Source organism: Dysgonomonas sp. 25 (assembly GCF_010501075.1).
GTDB lineage: Bacteria > Bacteroidota > Bacteroidia > Bacteroidales > Dysgonomonadaceae > Dysgonomonas.
Map to the genome: position 1 here is coordinate 375,474 of NZ_QVMN01000001.1, position 20,581 is coordinate 396,054.

A 20,581-nucleotide genomic window follows, 5' to 3' on the forward strand; every position below is an offset into this window, starting at 1 on the left:
GTTATTTTGCCTACCTTTGTAAGTCGAAATAATTACAGTCGTACGATTATGCAGAAACTATCTATTTATAATACATTAACCCGTACTAAGGAAGTATTCGAACCGCTTCATGCACCTCATGTCGGGATGTATGTCTGCGGGCCGACGGTCTATGGCGATCCGCATTTGGGACATGCCCGTCCGGCTATTACATTTGACATCCTTTTCCGTTATCTGACGCACCTCGGATATAAAGTGCGTTATGTGCGCAATATCACCGATGTAGGCCACTTAGAAAATGATGCGGACGAAGGGGAAGATAAGATTGCCAAAAAAGCCCGCCTCGAACAACTGGAACCGATGGAAGTGGTGCAATACTATACCAACCGCTACCATGCAGCTATGGAAGCGCTGAATGTACTTCCTCCGTCTATCGAGCCGAGAGCATCGGGGCATATTATAGAACAGATAGAATCGATAAAAGAGATACTGAAAAATGGCTATGCCTACGAAAGTAACGGTTCAGTCTATTTCGACGTAGAAAAATATAACAAAGATTACGATTACGGCATTCTTTCGCATCGCAATATAGAGGAAATGCTGAATACTACGCGCGATTTGGACGGTCAGGATGAAAAGCGCAGTAAGGTAGATTTTGCCTTGTGGAAAAAAGCGTCTCCCGAGCATATTATGCGTTGGCCTTCGCCATGGAGCGACGGTTTCCCCGGATGGCATATCGAATGTTCTACTATGAGTATCAAATACTTGGGACAAGAATTCGACATTCACGGAGGAGGACTGGATTTAATGTTCCCGCACCACGAATGTGAAATCGCCCAGAATACAGCGATAGAAAAGCATCGTGTAGTAAAATACTGGATGCATAACAATATGATTACTGTCGGCGGACAGAAAATGGGAAAATCACTCGGCAACTTTATTTGCCTTGAAGAATTTTTCACGGGTAACCATTGCATGCTCAATCAGTTATACAGCCCGATGACAATTCGCTTCTTTATCCTGCAAGCGCACTATCGTAGTACGGTAGATTTCAGCAACGAAGCGCTACAAGCTGCCGAGAAAGGCATGCAACGATTGTTGGATGCATATAATAAGATAGCGAAAATAACACCGTCGTCGACATCGTCGGCTAATGTAAAAGGTATTCGTGAGAAATGTTACGAGGCAATGAATGACGACTTGAACTCGGCAATTGTTATCTCTCAATTATTCGAAGCGGCAACGATTATCAACTCGAGCTGTGATGGAAAAACGGCACTCACACAGGAAGATATAACAGAACTGCAAGAGGTTTTCGACTTATTCCTGTTCAATATCTTAGGGATAAAAGATGAATCGAAAGGCGGAAACAACGCGCATCTCGAAGCATATTCCAAAGCCATTGATTTGCTGCTCGATATCCGCGCCAAAGCCAAAGCCAACAAAGATTGGGCAACGTCCGACCAGATACGGGACGAACTGGCAAAAATCGGTTTCGACATCAAGGACGGGAAAGAAGGAACCGAGTGGAAGTTGAAATAATTTTATCTATATATTTTTAGTTGACGAGTAAACAAGTAGACGAGTTGACAAGAAAAGGTAACTTAGTAAAAACTGCCGAAAGGAGTATAAGTTTGTTACTTTTTTGATATATTTTGTCATCCCGAGCAGAGGCGAGGGATCTCACCCCGATAATATAACGGGATGCTTCGTTTCACTCAGCATGACAAACAGAAAAAAAAAAGTAACTTCAGAGAAGCACTCGAAATAGATATACTTTTGTTACTTTTTGAGGAAAAATGGTTATTATATTGTAAAACATAATATTAAATCGATGAATTTTGTTGAAGAACTGAGATGGAGAGGCATGATCCATGAAATTATGCCGGGTACTGAAGAACAATTGCAGAAAGAAATCACATCGGGTTATGTGGGTATAGACCCTACTGCCGATTCGCTGCACATTGGTCATTTGGTAAGCGTTATGATGCTCAAGCATCTGCAACGTGCAGGTCATCGCCCTATTGCCCTCATCGGGGGTGCAACGGGTATGATTGGCGACCCATCGATGAAGTCGCAGGAGCGTAATCTCCTCGACGAACCCACTTTGCGTCACAATCAGGAGGCCATCAAAAAACAATTGTCTAAATTCCTCGATTTCGATTCGGACAAACCGAACAAAGCTGTTTTAGTCAATAATTACGACTGGATGAAGGATTACACTTTCCTTGATTTCATCCGTGACATTGGTAAACATATTACCGTGAATTATATGATGGCTAAAGATTCGGTCAAAAAGCGTCTGAATGGAGAATCGTCTGTGGGAATGTCGTTTACCGAATTTTCTTATCAGCTTCTTCAAGGTTACGATTATGTACATCTCTATAAAGAATATGACTGCCGCCTGCAAATGGGTGGTTCGGATCAATGGGGAAACATCACGACAGGTACCGAGTTAATCCGCCGCACCGCCGGAGGAGAAGCTTACGCCCTTGTTTGCCCGCTTATCACAAAAGCCGACGGCACCAAGTTCGGCAAAACCGAATCAGGTAACGTATGGCTCGATCGCCGCTATACTTCGCCATATAAGTTTTACCAGTTCTGGGTAAACGTGAGCGACGAAGATGCCGAAAGATATATCAAAATATTCACCGCGCTCAGCAAGGAAGAGATAGATATATTGGTCGAAGAGCAAAAAGCCGCGCCACACTTACGCCCGTTGCAGAAACGATTGGCTAAGGAAATAACCGTAATGGTTCACTCGCAGGAAGATTACGAAACAGCCGTGGAAGCGTCGAATATCCTTTTTGGAAATGCGACGGCCGAAGCATTGAAAAAGCTGGATGAAGAAACATTCCTCCAAGTATTCGAAGGCGTACCGACATTCGATATTTCGCGCGACGAACTGGCCGGTGGCATCAAAGCTGTCGACCTGCTAACAGAAAAAGCGGCTGTATTTCCATCGAAAGGGGAAATGCGTAAGACGGTTCAGGCAGGTGGCGTGACGGTAAACAAAGAAAAATTATCGGAATTCGACCAAAACATAGATTCGTCATATCTCATTGCAGATAAATACATTATTGCGCAACGAGGTAAGAAAAACTATTTTGTTCTGGTAGCGAAGTAGAATTTTATAGTGCAAATATTTGGAAGTTTCGACAAATCGTTCTATTTTTGCACTGCTTTTAACGAAGCGAGGTATTGTCCCATGGTGTAACGGTAGCACTACAGTTTTTGGTACTGTCTGTCTAGGTTCGAATCCTGGTGGGACAACGCAAGAAGCGGCTAATTTAGCCGCTTTTCTTGTTTTTATACGACTGTATGAAATTTTATTGTTAAAAAATACTCCCGCTATTTATTTTCATTATCTTTGTTTTAGTATTCACGAAAAACCGTAGAAATGTAATAGATAAGAAACCACCTGACTACAAATTAGGTTTCATCGCCGATAGCAAATATATCTGAAACAGGATATTCAGTTTGTTATTGGTTCTATTGCAATTATTTCACATCAATTTTATCATTAATCTTATAGGGTGTAATCTATGCCTTATAGTTATATGCTTGAGTATTATGAATATCGTGAGTATACAAGATTTCAGCTATCAGCATCCCGACCGCGATGCGCTCTTTAAAAATATAAGCCTCTACATAAACGAAGGGCAGAAAATTGCCTTAGTCGGCAGAAACGGCATTGGCAAAACGACTTTATTGCGCGCAATAATAAATAATCCGGTATATCCGAATATCAAAGTGGATGTGCAGCCTTTCCATATACCTCAAGAGACTAACATCCATGAGGAACAGAACGTCGCCCAAGTCTTGGAAGTGGAAGAGAAAATAGAGGCATTAAATGCTATCGCTTCCGGCAGTACCGAGCAACACTACTTCGACATCATCGGCGACGACTGGGACATAGAAAGCAAGATAGAATCTGCACTCGATTATTGGGGAATATCCGATGTAAAGCCCGATACGCCATTGAGGGAATTGAGCGGAGGCGAGCAGACTAAAGTCTTTTTAGCGGCAATCATCTTAAAAAAGCCCCGCTTTATCCTGTTGGATGAGCCAACGAACCATCTCGACAGCGCATCACGCGATAAATTATATAAATGGATAAAAGAGACCTCCGCTACGTTGCTTATCGTGAGCCACGACAGGTATTTATTGAACTTGCTCACTGACATTTACGAATTGTCCGGCGACAAGGTTAGCTATTATCCGGGGAATTATGATAATTACGTAAAACAGAAGAAGGCCGAGCAGGATGCTTTAGTCAGGCAAATAGATAGCCAGAAACAGGAATTAAAGAAAGCCAAAAGGAAGCAACAGGAGGTTGCCGAGGCAAGACAGCGTCAGGAATCGCGGGGAAGCGCTAAAACAGCTAAAAAGGCATTGCCTCGTATTATCGCTAATGCCAAAAAAGGGTTAGCTGAAAATACAACTGCCGAGTTAGCTGATACGCATAACAAGAAAATCAGCGACTTACACGAATCCATCGGCAAGTTGCAGGAGAACATCGACCAAAACAAACATCTGAAAGTACAGATAGAAAATTCCCTGCTGCATCGGGGTAAGACGTTGATAGAAGCCACCGAACTAAACTATGCCTACGGGAAAGAAAGTGTATGGAAAGAAGGTATAAGCTTTACGATTTCGAGTGGCGAACGCATATTGATAAAAGGAGGAAACGGAACGGGCAAAACAACGCTTATCAAGCTCGTAACCAAAGGACTGAAACCAACTAAAGGCACTCTCCAATTAGCGGCGTTCGATTACATGTATCTCGACCAGCAATATTCTATAATAGACCAACGAAAAAGTGTTTACGAGCAGGCACAAAGTTTCAATATCGATATGCCCGAGCATGAAGTGAAGATGCACTTAGCCCGTAGTTTGTTTCCTGCCGATTCGTGGAATAAGCCTTGTGCGGCTTTGAGTGGCGGGGAGAAGATGAAGCTATCGCTCTGTTCGCTGATTATTTCGGCTAAAGTGCCGGATATACTAATTCTGGATGAGCCGACCAATAATCTCGATATAGATAGTATGAGTGTATTGAGTTCTACCATACAAGGGTATTCCGGCACGCTACTCCTTATCAGCCACGACAGGTATTTTGTCGAAGAAGTTGGTATCGAAAGGGTTATTGATTTGGATGAATGATTTATATATCCAACAGGTACTCCAGTGCATCAGCCACAACAAAGTTGCTGCCTCCGATGAAGATTAAATCATTGGTAGCAGAAGCTTGCTTGGCTGCATCGATAGCTTCTTTAATGGTATGATAAACCTGCCCCGTTAAGCCAGCCATTGCCGCTTTGGAGGCAAGCTCCTTTTCATCCAAAGCACGCGGAATAGAAGCGCGGGTAAAGTAATAAATAGCCTCTTTGGGCAGTAAGTCCAGGACGGCGGAAATGTCTTTATCATTCACCATCCCCAAAACGAAATGGAGTTTGCCATAGCGCTCTCCGGCTAACTGTTCGGCAATATATTTCATTCCGCCCACATTGTGAGCCGTATCGCAGATAATACGCGGATTGGTTTGTACCGTCTGCCAGCGCCCCATCAATCCGGTGATGTCGACAACATACGCAAAACCCTCGCGAATGGCTTTAGTAGAGATGTTATATCCTAAGCGTATCAGTTCTTTGACAGCTGTCAGTATCGTTGCGGCGTTCTTCAACTGGGCATAACCTGTCAATTGCCCCTTGACCTGATCGAAATAGCGGGTATCGAACAGCCATCCGCTTGCCGTGCGGATAGAGGATTTGATTATCCGTTCGTCTTCGGCAAAAAGGATAGGCGCTCCTACCCTCCCGGCTGTTTCCTCAAATACCTTGCGAACGCTACCTTCGGCTTCGCCTATCACAACGGGGATTCCCGCTTTGATTATTCCGGCCTTTTCGGCAGTTATCTTTTCGGGAGTGTCGCCTAAGAACTGCGTATGGTCTTTGCTGATATTGGTTATAATGCTTAGGTCCGGGGTGATAATATTGGTACTGTCCAAACGGCCGCCCAAGCCGACTTCTACGACGGCTACATCGACCTCGTTATCGGCAAAGTATTTGAATGCCATTGTCATAGTCAACTCGAAGAATGACGGCTGTATAGGCTCGAAGGCTGCTTTGTTCGCCTCGACAAAGTCGACGATATATTGCTTGGATATCATCTTCCCGTTTATCCGTATACGTTCGCGAAAGTCGACCAGATGCGGCGAGGTATATAGCCCGACCTTATATCCTGCTTGTTGAAGGATAGCAGCCAATGTATGCGAAACCGATCCTTTGCCATTTGTGCCGGCTACATGGATGGTTTTGTATTTCGTATGAGGATAGTCGAAGAGCTTGTCGAGAGCCAGACTATTATCCAAGCCTTCTTTATAGGCTGCTCCCCCTATCTTCTGATAGACAGGAAGCTGATTATAGAGATATTCTACTGTTTCGTTATAATTCATCTTTCATATTCTTTTATAGGCACATAGCCAGTTTCGGCAACAAGATATTGACCTTGCTCCGATAATATCCAATCTATCAACTTGTCAGCATTCGGGTTAGCAAGCTTATTCGTGGTTATAGCATAAAAGTCTCCGGCAAAAGGATATTCGTTCGAAGCGATTGTTTCCCGGGTTGCTTCTGTTCCATTCACTTTCAATAGCTTTATATCGTCGTTCTTGACCATCCCTGTCACGAAAAACAGGAAGGAATAGCCGATGGCATTGTCATAGTTTTTGTAGGATGCGGTACGCTCTATAATAGCGCCCATGCCTCCTACCCTGTCGTTTTGCAGTGGCTGCATCAACGGGGTATCACACATTATCTTTTCCAGCATTGTCTGGCTGCCGCTACCTTCAGGGCGTTGATAGGCTTTTATCTCCTGATTCTTGCCTCCAACATCTCTCCAATTTGTTATCCCGCCCGAATATATCTGCTGAATTTGTTCGACAATAATGTTGTCTATCGGGTTGTCCTTATTCACAAAAAAGACAAAGGCTTCGCGCCCGACGGGCGTCAGCTTGAATTCTACTCCTTGTGCCTTAGCTTCCTCCACCTGTTTCCTGGAAGGGGCTGCGCAGAATATAATGTCTGCCTCCCCGTTTATCAGCTCTTCGTATGCTTTAGGCGTTGTATTCCCTTTTATGATATCGCCGTGCAGAGTATAATTGCCCCTCTCCGGATAGGTAGCCTGCACAAATGCCGCATATAAAGGGTATAATGCTGTTGCACCATTCATCCTTGGCAGGTTATCCGCCAACTTCAATGTCGATTCGGAAGGCAGGTAAACCGCCTTGGTATTATTCATAAACGGCTCGTATTCGGATAAGTAAAGGCTTTGCTCATCCACTACGGGAATATTATTGATATAGGAAGTATGCATATTCTTGCACACTACGGATATGACTGAAAGCGATATGATACCAAGCATCGAATATAACAGTATACGGCGTTTCAGCAGCTTAAAAGACCAAAGGATAAACCATACCAGCAGCAAGAAATAAGCGATAAGTGTGAGGTATATATAAAAATCGCCATCGACCGACATAGCGGCGACAACAATGAAAAAGAAGCCTATGACTCCTAACATTATCAAGAGCATAAACGAAAATACAACCCTCGCCAGCCGGCTTTGCATAATCTTATCCTTTTAGTTTAGCTGAACAATGTACGGAAGGCTTCCTCCACTTTGCGTACCTGTATAATCTCGATTTCTGTTTTGGTCGTAAAGCCTTTCAGATTGTTTTGTGGAATCAATATCTTATTAAAGCCCAGTTTTTCGGCTTCCAATATGCGTTGTTCGATGCGGTTCACAGGGCGTATCTCGCCCGAAAGACCGACTTCACCTGTCATGCAGACGCTTCGCTCGATAGCAATGTCCAGATTGGATGAGAGCACAGCACTCATCACGGACAAGTCCATCCCCGGGTCGTTAACTTTCAATCCGCCTGCAATATTCAGGAATACATCCTTCTGAATAAGCTTAAATCCTGCCCGCTTCTCCAATACCGCCAGAAGCATATTCATCCGGCGAATGTCGAAGCCCGTTGCCGATCGCTGCGGAGTTCCATAAGCCGCCGTGCTGACAAGTGCCTGCGTCTCGATAAGGAAAGGGCGCAAGCCTTCGATAGCAGCAGCAATAGATACGCCGCTCAGTCCTTCGTGGTTCTGTGTAAGAAGCAGCTCAGACGGATTGCTCACTTCGCGAAGCCCGTTTTGGCGCATTTCGTAGATGCCTAATTCGGCCGTACTACCAAAGCGGTTTTTGATGCTGCGCAGAATGCGGTACATATAATGTTGGTCTCCCTCGAATTGGAGGACAGTATCGACAATATGTTCCAGCACCTTAGGCCCCGCAATGCTACCTTCTTTGTTGATATGCCCAATCAGTACGACAGGCGTTCCCGTTTCTTTAGCGAATTTGAGGATGGCTGCCGAACATTCGCGCACTTGCGACACGCTTCCGGGAGAGGATTCGACCAACTCGGTATGTATTGTCTGTATAGAGTCTACGACAACAAAATCGGGGTTGATATTCTTTATCTGCGTAAAGATCTGTTCGAGATTCGTCTCGCACAAGATATAGCATGTTTCGTTATTGGCATTGATGCGATCGGCTCGCATCTTCAGCTGGCGCGAACTTTCTTCACCCGAAATATACAATGTCTTTATCTTATCCAGATTCAATACTGTTTGCAGAATCAACGTCGATTTGCCTATTCCAGGCTCGCCACCTAAGAGAATCAGAGAGCCGGGTACCATACCGCCTCCGAGTACACGGTTCAGTTCGCCGTCTTTCAGGTCGATGCGGGGATCCTCGCCCGTTTCTACATCTTTCAGGCGAAGCGGCTTTGCTTTTTCGGTTGCGTACAGTATCTCGCTCTTTGTTTTGGTGGCAGATGTAGCAATCGATTCCTCGACATAGGTATTCCACTCCCCGCAGACAGGGCATTTACCTATCCATTTAGGTGAATCGTTGCCGCAATTGCTGCAAACATAGACTGTCTTTATTTTTGCCATGAATGTGTACCCTCTATTTTATCAGTTTAAATGAAAAGCGTCCGTCTTTAGTATCGGCGATCAGAATATATAATCCTCGAGGCCAACCTGTTGTATCTATTTTGATTATACCCTCCAAATCTAAATCAAATTTACCATTCTTATCTAAAATGGTATAACCTCTGAAATTGACGATGCGAATACGGCTTATTTCATTTTCGGCATCTCGCACTCTCACCCTTAGAGTTAAATGATACCCTTCTAATGGATCCCAATAGGCAAAAACGGGTTTCAGATCCTCACCAACAACAGGAGGGATATCGTAATTATGCCTTCCGGGCAGAGTGGTAACCGTTTCGCCGGAAGGATTCAGATAAGGTTTCATGTGATATGTTGTATTCGGGTGCTGATCGTAATGATAGAATATCTTGCCGAAGTAATCCTCGCCGGCCCTGTTGGTACAACCTGATGATCCTCCCGTAAGGGAACCTATCAACAATCCGTTTTTGTTGAACAAAGGAGAGCCTGACGAACCGCCTTCGGTCGTCCCGTGCCCGTTAGTCGTTTGCGAGAAAGTGATTACCCAGTGAGCGTTGGCAATAGACGTGTCGTCCGTATCGGAGTATGTGCCGGTAGTAGTTGCAGTAGTATAAGTAGAGACTTTCTTCACATCACCTTGCGGATGATGGATGCATACACCATTCGGTGAAGGGGTATTGGTGATATCCCACCCGTTGAAATAGACATCGTAATCGTCCGGTATAGGATTTAACAATTCGAGTAATGCTCCGTCAGATCCCCCGTCGATAGGGCTGGCAACTCTCAATTGCGCCCCCACCAGTGTTTTCGTTTCGGTAGGCGTATACACGCCATTGGTACAGCCCGGAAATTCATAATTGAAATAGAACAATATGGTATTGAAATCGGCTGTATAACGTCCCTGATAAAAGCAATGATAGGCAGAGAGGAAAAATGCCCGTTTATCATTATTGGTATTGTTGATCAGTGTGCCTGAACAACGATACATAAAAGTGCCTATCTTTGTATAGGTGCGGGCAACACCTTTCTTCTGCACCTGCCAGCTATTGCCTTCGGGGCAATTGATGTTTACCTGACAGCTACCCGATGCCCGAAAGCCAGTACTATCTGGCAAAGCTTTGGCATAGATGTTATCTTCGATATGATTGTAGGCATGCGCCAAATCGGACACAACAATCTGTGGTTTTTCGGGCTTATCCGTCGAAGGGGCGACGTATTCCAGAACGAGCTCGTCTCCGTACACCATTTCGGTAACAAATTCTGCTCCACGCGGATTGGTGCGATGGGTATACGCTCCTAACAGCTGGATTTGGTCTTTGTCGTAGATAAATAGCTTACCGCCATAAGGAATTCTGAATTTGCTGTAATAAAGGACAATACCTTTCGCTCCTTCCGATTTCAGCGTCAGACGACAAATAGTTTCTCCCGATTCCAATGTCTGCCATTCGCCGTCGCGGGCTAAATCTTTGTTTACCGGAACGATAACGGCCACACGGGAAGGAATGTTTTTGTCGGTCACAAGTGCATCTTCCTGTTTCAGTTTGTTTATATCGGCTGTGAGCCTGATATCATATATACGCTCCGAGCGTTGTATTTTTGCTTCGACGGCATCGAATGAAGGCGGTATTCCTCCTTCGCTGACCTGTGCCGAAAGAAGTGTTGATAACGAAATAATTAATAAAAGAACGATGGGCTTTTTCATTGTCTAATTTTATTTATATAGGGTGATAATATCTGTGTTATCCGTTCGATATGTTCGTCTATACTATCACGGCTGATAAGATTCTCTGTTTCGAATACGATATAGGCTTGCTCGTAAAACGCTTCCCTCTTAGCCAAGTTTTCCGCTATAAATTGTAACAAATCTTTTTCGTCCATATTTTTTATCAGCGGACGTTTCTCTTTATGCTCGGGAATGCTCAATCTGTTGAAAAGGGCTTCGGGGCTTGCCTTGAGGTAGACTGTAGTGCCGGAGCTGTTCATTACGTCCATGTTGTCGAAAAAACAAGGTGTACCTCCTCCCGTGGAAATAACTGCATCATCGAACGCAGCCACTTCGCGCAAAGTTTTATTCTCTATCTCACGGAATCCGGCTTCGCCGTATTCGCTAAACAATTCGGCAACGGTTTTGCCATAAAGCTCCTGAATATAGTGATCGAGATCGATGAAACAATAACCCAACTTTTCGGACAATGCTTTGCCCAAAGTCGTTTTACCCGTTCCCATATAGCCAATTAGATAGATTCTGTTCATATTATCCGATTATGCGAAATACAAATGTATGAAATTATATTGAACCGAACTCACTTGTATGGTTCATCCAGCCTTTCAGAAATGCAAAAAAATCCTGTTCGAAGTTATAGGTAAACACGCCTTTACCTACCTGCTCTTCAATTTCGGTCAATGTCCAAAAGCGCCCGTCAGCAACTTCGTCATTATCCACCTGTATTACACCGTCATAGACGATATAATAGCAATAGCTCAATTCGCGCTCCTGTTCGTTCTCGAGAATATAGGAAGTAATAAAAACAGGCTCTATTCCGGTAATTCCCAATTCTTCGTATGCTTCGCGCCGGACTGCCGTATCGGGGTTCTCGCCCAAATCTATATGTCCGGCAGAAGATGTATCCCATTTATCGGGTTGTATATCTTTCTTCGGCGAACGCTTTTGCAGGAATAGTTCCCCGTTATTGTTAAAGATATGCAGGTGCACTACCGGATGCAGCAGTTTGCTACCGCTGTGACACTGCGCACGGGTGGCTTGTCCCACGATATTTCCTTGTTCATCTACAAGGGGGAAGATTTCGTCTGTCATTCAGTATATTTATATAAGTGCCTAAAGTTAATGAATTATCAAAATTGGCACTGACTTTATCTATATTTATTTAAGCAGTAAATAGGTTGACAAGTTTTATTAGTTACGAGTTACTTCGCCCTACGGGCAGTTACAAGTTACGAGGAAAGGTAACTCGATTAAAAAAAACGTCGAAAATAAGTAGAGGTATGTTACTTTTTATTGTCACTTCGAACGAAAGAGAGAAGTCTCTTCTCTATAAAGAGGCGAGATGCTTCGTTTCACTCAGCATGACAAAAAGCATTAGCTATAATGAAAAAAATAACTCGCCAAAAAACGTCGAAAATAAGTATACTTGTGTTACTTTTCGAAATAAATCGGTGATAATAAACAATTTATAAAATTCGTCTAAATTTTTAAACAATTTAACAATATTTTCTTCTTCGTCTAATTTCTTAGACATATATTTGTCGAGTAAACTTGAATCATATTATTATGCAACTGACAAAAGCAGAAGAACAAATAATGCAGATATTGTGGACGATGGAGGAAGGTACTGTACAGGACATCCTGAAAGCATTCGCAGAGAACAAACCTGCCCGAACCACTATCGCGACTATCTTGAGTATTCTTGAGAATAAACAGTTTGTTGAACACCGAAGCGAAGGCCGTACGAATATTTACAAGGCAATCGTATCGAAAGGCGATTACTCCAAAAAGCAGCTCTTCGGGTTTATCAAAAACTACTTCGACGGCTCGTTCTCGTCTATGTGTTCCTTTTTTGCGAAGGAAACGAATCTGAGTATCGAGGATGTAGACAAGCTGCTCGAAGAAGCGCGTAAGGAGCTTAAAGAGAAACCGGAAGAAGAATAACCTACAGACAAGATTATGCTATGGAAAGAGAATTAATAATATACCTCATCAAATCGGGATTATGTATGGGTGTTTTCATGCTCATCTATCAAATCTTCCTCAGACGTACTACTTTCTTCCATTTCAACCGTATTTATCTGTTGGCCGGATTGGCTCTGTCTTTCATTCTCCCTTGCATCCGCTATACTTATGATGTGCATATACCTTACGAACTCCTTGCCAATATTGTAACCAATACCCAGACAGTAGCAGAAGAAAGTGTGAGCTCGGGCAATACGGTCAATGTATGGAGGATTATAGGCGGTGTGTATTTCGTAATCGTCGGAATAATGCTGTTCCGCGCTATAAGGTCGATGCTCAAGATAAAAAGGATGACGAATGCCCGGAAATCATATTCGGGCGAGAACTATGTACTAATAGATTCGGAGAAGATAAAATCGCCGTTCAGCGTATTCAACTATATACTCTTCGATAGTAAAAAATTATCCCCGACCGAAACAGACCTGATTATCAAGCACGAATTGTCGCATATACGCCAAAAGCACTGGATCGACTTATTGATAGGACAAATCGTACTTATTGTGCAATGTTTCAACCCATTGGCATGGAAATACATTTCGTTGCAGAAAGAGAATCATGAATATCTGGCCGACAAAGCGGTGATAGATGAAGGTATATCCCCTACCCTATATCGTGCCGTTCTCATCAATCAACGGTTCGGGGGGCCGGTCTTCGCTTTCTCCAGTGCATTTAATATGTCTAATCCTTTAAATAGATTGACTATGATAACTAAAGCAAAAAGTTCGCCTTGGAAAAAGATTACAGTATTGATCGTCATTCCGCTGATGGGCGCGTATATCTGGGCTTCAGCCAAGCCCAACTATGTAATCGACATGGATTCTTCGCCGGAGTTGCATGCTCCCCTGAATAACGAAATCAAGGCGGATAGCGACGAAGATTCGATCCGCGTACAGGTACAGGTGGTATTCGACACTGTTTATGCAAACAATGATAATACGCAAATACAGGTTCAGAAATCAATCACAAAAACATTCCCTAACAATCCGGATTCTATCAACCTATATATTAAACAGATACCCGAAAGGACGGTAAGCATGCTATATTTTGAGGATGGGAAAGTACAGGCCGACAGCTTGATTTTATTGAACCCATCCAATGCAAAAGCATTCAAAGTGTTTGGAAATGCCAATATGCTGACGGATTCTGTAAAAGGACGCTTGCAACCGCTATTACGCGGAAATATAGTACAGGTGAATTTCCGGGATTCGCTGAATATGCTAAATCCTACAGATTTGTCGAAAAACAGTGTATCCTTTTCGTTTAACAGTGCAAGTGAAGATTCGGCATTCATAAGCAGAATCAAGAATATCTCGCATTTAGATTCCGCATTAGTAGGCAAAATCAGGAATATATCGGTAAGAAAAGATTATCAGTTCAATCTGGAAAATGCTGATTCTCTGTTAACAGCAAATAATCGGATGAAGAACCTCCTAGTAAAGATAACTAGCGCCGATTCGCTATCAATTATTCCGGCCAAAAACGCCTATACATATTCTTACAAAATATCATCGCGGAATAATACAGGTGACATAAATATTTCGAGCAATTCGAGCGATTTATTCGATACTCTCTGGATAATAGACGGTAAAGAAGTTTCGACTAAAGACTTCCAGCACATGGATAAGGATGACATCAAAAACATCAGTGTCCTGAAGAACAAAGAAGCCATAAAACGATACGGGGAAAAAGCTAAGAATGGCGTTATCGTTGTCGAGACAAAGAAAAAATAGATTAGCAAACACTACTTATTAATTATTATATGCAGGCGTGAAGCCTTTTCATTTCCAACAGCAAACACCAAACAGAAAACAGGCTGTAACGTTCATCGTAACAGCCTGTTTTTGACTTTCCCTTAAAGGTTTACTAATTCACACAGATTTCAGTAAGAGAACTCGTCTTTGTTTCTTTCGGTTCATATATCCTGGCGAACACCCGGATAAAATCAAGCGTAGAATTTAAAGGTGCGACAACCTTATCTTTGCTTGTTATGAACTTCAGCGATTGAGATTTGGTAGTTTTCTTCATAGGCAAGTATTATTTTATTTCCTTACATATATCTGAAACGCCAACTTCTGCCGATTATTATCCTCCGCCGAACTTTTTTATTGGCAAAGATGTATTTATATTTCACAAAAATCTTATATCTTTGCACCCATCAACGGTCTACTCTGCGCACGTGGTGGAATTGGTAGACACGCTACTCTCAGAAGGTAGTGCCCGTAGGGGTGTGAAAGTTCGAATCTTTTCGTGCGCACAAAAGGGTTTCAAGAAATTGAAATCCTTTTTGTTTTTCATGGTCATGCATATGACAATATCTCCTCTTTTTACAATTTATTACACCATGTCCAGTATTCGGACTGCTTTGTCACATTCGTGTATTAACATATCGGAGCAATAGATTTATTTTTGTTTAGGACAATCAATCCATAAGTGAACCAAAATTGTTATCATAAAATATTTGCTATGAAAAAAATTAATTTTATCATTCTTATGGGCTTGCTCGTAGTCATTGCAAGCTGTACGACCACCGAAGAAAAACGGTTGACCGATTATGTCAATCCGTTTATGGCGACTACAACGCTGTGGGATAGTGTAGATTTGGGGTATAACCCAACACGCCGTGCATGGGGAGGCGAAGCGTTTCCCGGAGCATCGGTACCTAACTCGATGGTGCAGGTTACGCCTGTTACTATGTGGCGAAGCGGTTCGGGTTATCAATACGAAGACTCTGTTATCCATGCTTTCGTCCACACAAGTAAAGGGCACTGGAATCTTTGCTATGTTCCGTTTATCGGTGTACAAGGTGATATCGACCCGAATGCTTACTATACAACATACAGCCACGATAAAGAATCGGCCAGCCCGGGATATTATCAGGTGTATCTTGAAAAGTATGACATCGATGCAGAAGTTACTTCTACCCTGCGTTGTGCATATCATAAATATACATACAAAGACGGAAAGAATAAAAAGCTATTAGCCGACCTTGCCCGCTCCAACGAACGCGTCAGAGGATGGGAGATCGAAAAATCAGGCGATAACGTATTCACAGGTTATCAGCAAACAGGGCCTACGTTCTATTTCTATGCGGTAACAAACCACAAGATCAAAAATGTAGAAGCTGTTAAGGATGGCGATAGAGAAGTACGCGTTGTAAATTTCCTCGATAACGACAATACAGATGATCCGCTCGAAATGAAAGTGGGATTCTCGTATGTGAGTGTAGAGAATGCGAAAGCTAACCTCGAAGCCGAAATGCTTGCTAAAGATTTTGCACAGGTAAAGCAAGAAGCCAGCGACACATGGGAGGCTTTGCTTTCTAAAGTACAAGTATCGGGCGGAAAAGAAGATGATATGGTAACATTCTATTCTACTCTCTACCGTTCATTCTTATATCCGATATTACTGAGCGATGCCAATGGTGATTTCGTAAACGAAAAAGGCGAAGTGGTAAACAAAGGATTCCGCTACTATATCGAACCATCATTCTGGGATGATTACAGAAACAAACTGATATTGTTAGGCATGGTATCTCCGGATGTAGCTTCCGACGTTATCAAATCGATAACAGACAAAGGCGAAATCAGAGGATTTATGCCGACCTTCTTCCACGGAGACCATGCATCTGCATTCATCGCAGGAAGCTATTTGAGAGGAATCAAAGACTTCGATGTCAACAAATCCTACCAAATCCTTTTGAATAATGCCTTTGTAGAAGGCCGAGGCGGACGCCCTCACATCAAAGAATACATGGAAAGAGGATGGATTTCGGAAGAAGATATTAAAGATCCAAAACTGGAAACCGTAGCCAAAGCTGCCGTAACCAAGACGCAGGAATACTCTTATGACGATTATGCGACTGCTCTTTTAGCTAAAGAACTCGGTGACACGGAAAACTACGACAAACTGATGAAGAGAACCGGCAGCTACAAGCACCTGTTCGATCCTGAAACGCAGTTGATGCGCGGACGTCTGGCAAATGGCGAATGGATTACCCCGTTCGACCCGAAACGTCCATTCTACGAATACATGTATCGCGAAGCCAACGGATGGCAATCGACCTTCTTCGCTCCCCACGACTCTAAAGGACTTATCGACCTTTATCCAAGCAAAGAAGCATTCGAAACGAAATTCGACTCCCTTTTCACTATTCCTTGGGAAGGCTACGAAGCGCATAACCTGACAACGTTTATCGGTCAATATTGCCATGGAAACCAGCCGGATCATGGGGTTATCTATATGTACTATTTTATCGACAAACAGGAAAAAGCTCAGAGACTTTTGAATAAGTTGATGAATGAATACTACCGCATGGGACCTGAAAGACTTGCATATTGTGGTATGGACGACGCAGGAGAAATGTCAGCCTGGTATGTATTCAATGCGATGGGATTATATACTTACTCTCCAGCCGATCCGGAATATATCATTACCGTTCCATTGTTCGATAAGGTTGTATTCAACCTCGACGGTAAAGATTTCACCATCACCAAAAAAGGTAATGGAGAGAAGATTACAGACATAACTTATGGCGGTGAGAAAATAGATGGCTATTTCATCACTCACGACCAACTGAAAGAAGGTAAAGAATTAATAATAACAACTAATTAAATTACTTAATTAGGTATATAGGCCGAAGAGCCGGGTGAGTGATTCATCCGGCTCTTTATTTATATAGCGGGAATTACTTCAAAGAGAGCTTATACTTAATAACCTGCAATATATCATTCAACTGTTCCCTGCTATCGACAGCTATAATAAGGGCTATCAGGCGAGTCGTTTTATCGATTCTTTCAAAATCTTCCTTTATCGCCGGATCAATATCCAGATCCATAACCCCCATCCAATTTTTCGGGGTAAAATAAAAACTCAGTTTAAAATGCCCTTCCCAAATAGATAACCAGAATACTGTCTTCTTTTTGCCGGCAACTTTCCCCAACCATGCCTTCCCATCCTTATAAAAATTCCAGTTAATGGTCAATCCATAATCAGGGCTTTCCATCATTTCCGTCAACTTAAACAGCACAGGATAGACATCCCCCAAAACGTCGCCTAAGACCTTTTCATCGGGATATAAATCAGGATTACGTAATAATAGTTGCTTTTCCATAAAATATTGATTAGATGATATTGCAATATACACACTATTTTTTGTAATTTTGTTTTCTCGTATAGCGAATTAAACTATGTCGATAGAAGTACAAACCACTCAAAACGTAACCATAGACTACGAACCGGCAAGCATCGGACATCGTGTTCTTGCTTATATTATCGATTACCTTGTTATGATACTGTGGGTAATCGGATGCGTCGGCCTGATGTATATATTCGCGCTGATGGGTGGAGTAACTATATTTGAATACAACTGGCCCACCATATTCTTCTCGAGCCTTATGATATTCCCTATTCTTTTCTACGACCTGATATTTGAGGCTTGGAATCGTGGCCAGAGCCCGGGTAAGATGGTATTGAAGATACGGGTTATCAATACTGACGGGACTACTCCTTCATTCGGCAGCTATATGCTTCGCTGGCTATTCCGTTTGGTGGATTTTTCATTATTCAATGGCATTGTCGCCATCGTATCGATTGCTGCTACCAAGAACTCGCAACGCTTAGGCGACTTATTAGCCGGAACAACCGTCATCAGCCTGAAACTGGATGCGAAAAGCCAGCTCCAGATACCAAGTCTCGATTTCCGCGAAGATTATAAAGTAACATACATAGATGTATTAGATCGCTTATCCGACAGGGATTTACAAACAATACGTTCTATTATGAACGACTCTAAAATGGCCGGAAATGATTATTTCACATCTAAGCTTTCCCAACGGATCAAAGAGATTACAGGCTATCAGAGTAGTGAACCTGATTATGTGTTTCTCCGAAAAATAGTCAGCGATTACAATTACTTAGCATTGCAGGATGCTTAAAAGAAAACCACTATACACCCGGTAAAATATGAAAAAGGTTATTTGTGCGCTGTTCGATATGGACGGTGTAATGATTGATACTGAATCGCAGTACGATAAATTCTGGAAGCATACAGGCGAACGATTCGGCCTCGGCATACAGGATTTCGAAAAAAAGATAAAAGGCGCTACCCTGCCCGGTATCTTCAAACGCTTCTTCTCGGAATACGACGAAAAAGACATCCGCAACATATCTGCTGATCTTGATAAATTCGAAGCACAAATGTCTTTTGATGAAATAGCCGGTTCGGTAAACTTCGTGAAAGAGCTAAAAAGCAAAGGCGTGACAGTAGGTTTAGTTACCAGTTCGAGTATAACGAAGATGAACGCTGTAAACAACACCCTGCATTTCGACGAGTTGTTCGATATAGTCATTACAGCGGCCGACATAGAGCATGGAAAGCCTGCTCCTGACTGCTTTTTGTTAGCTGCGAAAAAGCTGAATATCAACCCGCAGGACTGTATTGTATTCGAAGATTCTTTTGCAGGTATCGAAGCCGGAACAGCAGCAGGAATGACAGTTATCGGTCTGGCAACCACCAACAGCAAAGAATCGCTCGAAAGCAAATGCCAAGCTGTTATCCCCAACTTCGAAGGGTTTACCCTCGAGAAACTCGAAGAATTACGCTAATTTGAGATAAGAAAGATAATACTTCTCCACTTTCTTGGAAAGTAATTGAATATTAAGCATATCAGAAGCCTCTGATATGTTTTTTATTGTCCCGTCGTTGTAGAGGATGTCGATACTATCGTCGGCCTCGCTATACATGTTGGTCGTAATCGTATCCACCGAGAAAAAATAGGATGCCTCTTCGCGGCTCACGCCCAATCGGGTGATATAGTCATCTTCGCATGCTTGTATAAATGCTTCGGTATAAGGCTCTGCCGAAATCTTTATCTTGAAAAGCTCCCGGGTAATCAGCCCCGAACTCAACAGGGAGAGTATCCTGTCTTCGTGCTCCGCCCATACTTTCAGGGCGCACCAGATATCATTATCATCTAAGCGGGAGAAATAGTAAAGGACTTCCTCCTTATTCTTTTCGAAATGGCTTTTGTTGACCTCATTCTCCAGAAAATAGCGCAATGCCGGTGAAGCAAACAGTTGTACGCCGTTCTTTGTCAGTTCCTTTGCCCTTTTCAATGTCTTAATCAACATCTTTTCGGCTGCCACAGCCGTTTTGTGCAGATAAACCTGCCAATACATCAACCGGCGTGCCATCAGGAAGTTTTCGATAGAATAGATACCTTTCGCTTCGACAACCAATTTATCATCACGCAAATCGAGCATCTTGATAATACGTGCCGAGCCGATATTGCCTTCCGTCACCCCTGTAAAGAAGCTATCGCGACGCAGGTAGTCGAGCCTGTCAACATCCAACTGCCCACTGACTAACTGATGCAGGAAGCGCTTGCAATAACGGTCGGTAAAGATTTCGACACACCTATCCAATTGCCCGTTCATCTCCGTATTCAGTTGCTCCATCAGCGCCAATGAAAACTCTTCGTGATGAATACCGTTCGTTAGCGTATATTCCAACACATGCGAAAAAGGGCCATGCCCTACATCGTGCAACAAAATGGCTGCAAGTGCCGCGTTCGCCTCTTCGTGGGTTATTTCATGCCCTTTCGAGCGCAGGCTGTTGATGGCTTCGCCCATCAGATACATCGCTCCAATGGAATGGTGCAGGCGCGTATGTTGCGCACCGGGATAGACGAACGATGCCAGCCCGAGCTGCCTTATCCTGTTGAGGCGCTGGAGAAAAGGATGCTTGATGATGTTGTAAACGTAATCGTTAGGTATGTTGATAAACCCGAATACGGGGTCGTTGATAATCTTCTTTTTAGTACTCATT

16 protein-coding genes and 2 tRNA genes are annotated in these 20,581 nt (G+C 43.1%); 10 read left to right on the forward strand and 8 right to left on the reverse strand.

Features of this window, described 5'->3' with window-relative positions; all coding sequences use genetic code 11:
- Window positions 1-48 precede the first annotated feature (48 nt).
- From cysS to abc-f, 4 genes are all read left to right on the forward strand, one after another.
- Entirely contained in the window at window positions 49-1,521 is a 1,473-nt protein-coding gene (cysS, locus tag D0T66_RS01640; RefSeq protein WP_221412165.1) for a cysteine--tRNA ligase, read from the forward strand.
- 292 nt (window positions 1,522-1,813) lie between these two features.
- On the forward strand, window positions 1,814-3,106 hold the full coding sequence (tyrS, locus tag D0T66_RS01645; RefSeq protein ID WP_163355265.1) for a tyrosine--tRNA ligase: 1,293 nt from the start codon (window positions 1,814-1,816) through the stop codon (window positions 3,104-3,106).
- 75 nt (window positions 3,107-3,181) lie between these two features.
- Window positions 3,182-3,252 (forward strand) — tRNA-Gln (locus tag D0T66_RS01650).
- Window positions 3,253-3,552: 300 nt separating this feature from the next.
- Window positions 3,553-5,142 carry a ribosomal protection-like ABC-F family protein gene (gene abc-f, locus D0T66_RS01655; protein ID WP_163355266.1) on the forward strand — a complete coding sequence of 530 codons (1,590 nt, stop codon included), beginning with the start codon at window positions 3,553-3,555 and terminating at the stop codon, window positions 5,140-5,142.
- Window position 5,143: 1 nt separating this feature from the next.
- Here abc-f and D0T66_RS01660 read toward each other — a convergent pair whose 3' ends face one another.
- The 6 genes from D0T66_RS01660 to D0T66_RS01685 are packed head-to-tail and all read right to left on the reverse strand — an operon-like array spanning window position 5,144 to window position 11,823.
- Window positions 5,144-6,433, reverse strand: a complete 1,290-nt coding sequence (locus tag D0T66_RS01660) for a folylpolyglutamate synthase/dihydrofolate synthase family protein (protein WP_163355267.1) — start codon at window positions 6,431-6,433, stop codon at window positions 5,144-5,146.
- The gene (locus tag D0T66_RS01665; RefSeq protein WP_163355268.1) at window positions 6,430-7,608 is read right to left on the reverse strand and encodes a PstS family phosphate ABC transporter substrate-binding protein; all 1,179 of its coding nucleotides are present in this window, start codon (window positions 7,606-7,608) and stop codon (window positions 6,430-6,432) included. Before D0T66_RS01665 ends, D0T66_RS01660 begins: the two co-directional genes overlap by 4 nt.
- Window positions 7,609-7,625: 17 nt before the next feature.
- The gene (radA, locus tag D0T66_RS01670) at window positions 7,626-8,990 is read right to left on the reverse strand and encodes a DNA repair protein RadA (RefSeq protein ID WP_163355269.1); all 1,365 of its coding nucleotides are present in this window, start codon (window positions 8,988-8,990) and stop codon (window positions 7,626-7,628) included.
- Between the two features lie 13 nt (window positions 8,991-9,003).
- A complete protein-coding gene (locus tag D0T66_RS01675; protein WP_163355270.1) occupies window positions 9,004-10,710 on the reverse strand; it encodes a serine protease in 1,707 nt (568 codons plus the stop codon).
- Window positions 10,707-11,261, reverse strand: a complete 555-nt coding sequence (locus D0T66_RS01680) for a shikimate kinase (RefSeq protein WP_163355271.1) — start codon at window positions 11,259-11,261, stop codon at window positions 10,707-10,709. The genes D0T66_RS01675 and D0T66_RS01680 overlap by 4 nt, the downstream gene beginning before the upstream one ends.
- Before the next feature lie 34 nt (window positions 11,262-11,295).
- Complete coding sequence (locus tag D0T66_RS01685; protein ID WP_163355272.1) at window positions 11,296-11,823, reverse strand: NUDIX domain-containing protein; 528 nt, start codon at window positions 11,821-11,823, stop codon at window positions 11,296-11,298.
- Between the two features lie 474 nt (window positions 11,824-12,297).
- On the opposite strand from D0T66_RS01685, the gene D0T66_RS01690 reads away from it, so the two are divergent.
- The 4 genes from D0T66_RS01690 to D0T66_RS01705 all read left to right on the forward strand — a co-directional run bounded on the left by D0T66_RS01690 (window position 12,298) and on the right by D0T66_RS01705 (window position 17,367).
- Window positions 12,298-12,675 carry a BlaI/MecI/CopY family transcriptional regulator gene (locus D0T66_RS01690; RefSeq protein WP_163355273.1) on the forward strand — a complete coding sequence of 126 codons (378 nt, stop codon included), beginning with the start codon at window positions 12,298-12,300 and terminating at the stop codon, window positions 12,673-12,675.
- Window positions 12,676-12,695: 20 nt separating this feature from the next.
- Entirely contained in the window at window positions 12,696-14,486 is a 1,791-nt protein-coding gene (locus D0T66_RS01695) for a M56 family metallopeptidase (RefSeq protein ID WP_163355274.1), read from the forward strand.
- 440 nt (window positions 14,487-14,926) lie between these two features.
- A tRNA-Leu gene (locus tag D0T66_RS01700) sits at window positions 14,927-15,010 on the forward strand.
- Window positions 15,011-15,219: 209 nt separating this feature from the next.
- Entirely contained in the window at window positions 15,220-17,367 is a 2,148-nt protein-coding gene (locus D0T66_RS01705) for a GH92 family glycosyl hydrolase (RefSeq protein ID WP_163355275.1), read from the forward strand.
- A 73-nt stretch (window positions 17,368-17,440) separates the two neighbouring features.
- Here D0T66_RS01705 and D0T66_RS01710 read toward each other — a convergent pair whose 3' ends face one another.
- Entirely contained in the window at window positions 17,441-17,866 is a 426-nt protein-coding gene (locus D0T66_RS01710; RefSeq protein WP_163355276.1) for a DUF3788 family protein, read from the reverse strand.
- A gap of 76 nt (window positions 17,867-17,942) precedes the next feature.
- Here D0T66_RS01710 and D0T66_RS01715 point away from each other — a divergent pair, with 76 nt between their 5' ends.
- Both D0T66_RS01715 and D0T66_RS01720 read left to right on the forward strand, forming a co-directional pair.
- Complete coding sequence (locus D0T66_RS01715) at window positions 17,943-18,689, forward strand: RDD family protein (RefSeq protein ID WP_163355277.1); 747 nt, start codon at window positions 17,943-17,945, stop codon at window positions 18,687-18,689.
- A 28-nt stretch (window positions 18,690-18,717) separates the two neighbouring features.
- Window positions 18,718-19,359, forward strand: a complete 642-nt coding sequence (locus D0T66_RS01720) for an HAD family phosphatase (RefSeq protein ID WP_163355278.1) — start codon at window positions 18,718-18,720, stop codon at window positions 19,357-19,359.
- Here the strand turns inward: D0T66_RS01720 and D0T66_RS01725 are convergent.
- The gene (locus D0T66_RS01725) at window positions 19,351-20,580 is read right to left on the reverse strand and encodes an HD domain-containing protein (protein WP_163355279.1); all 1,230 of its coding nucleotides are present in this window, start codon (window positions 20,578-20,580) and stop codon (window positions 19,351-19,353) included. The two genes, D0T66_RS01720 and D0T66_RS01725, sit on opposite strands and share 9 nt — an antisense overlap.
- Between the last annotated feature and the right edge of the window lies 1 nt (window position 20,581).